The sequence below is a fragment of the Winogradskyella ouciana genome (assembly GCF_009709615.1).
GTDB classification, from domain to species: Bacteria; Bacteroidota; Bacteroidia; order Flavobacteriales; family Flavobacteriaceae; genus Winogradskyella; species Winogradskyella ouciana.
The window spans coordinates 1-250 of record NZ_WJYA01000237.1 but is presented as its reverse complement, the minus strand read 5'-3'; the positions used below and the strand labels follow the sequence as shown (position 1 = coordinate 250).

Genomic DNA, 250 nt, shown 5'->3' with positions numbered 1-250 from the left:
TTGAAAACTATATTTTGTCTTTTAAACCTTTTGTTGGTTAGTTCTGACCTAATGGGGCAAGACTACAAAACTAAAAGTACGACTTGGCCAGTACGCAAATTTTATGGCGGGTTAGGTGTGGTGATAAGTGCTCCCGGACTATTTGGGCAAGGGAGTGCAAGCATTGTTTTTAATAAAGGTCTGGGACTTAGTTTGGACGGTACGGTTGCTGCTATTAAAGCCAAAAATTTACCTTCGGGGTATCAGAATG

The 250-nt window shown here is 40.8% G+C and carries 1 protein-coding gene; it reads left to right on the top strand.

The genetic code is table 11. The features are described from left to right. Positions 1-51: 51 nt before the first annotated feature. Positions 52-250, top strand: a 199-nt coding sequence (locus F1003_RS17115; RefSeq protein WP_235898437.1) for a hypothetical protein, incomplete at its 3' end; no start/stop codon positions are given.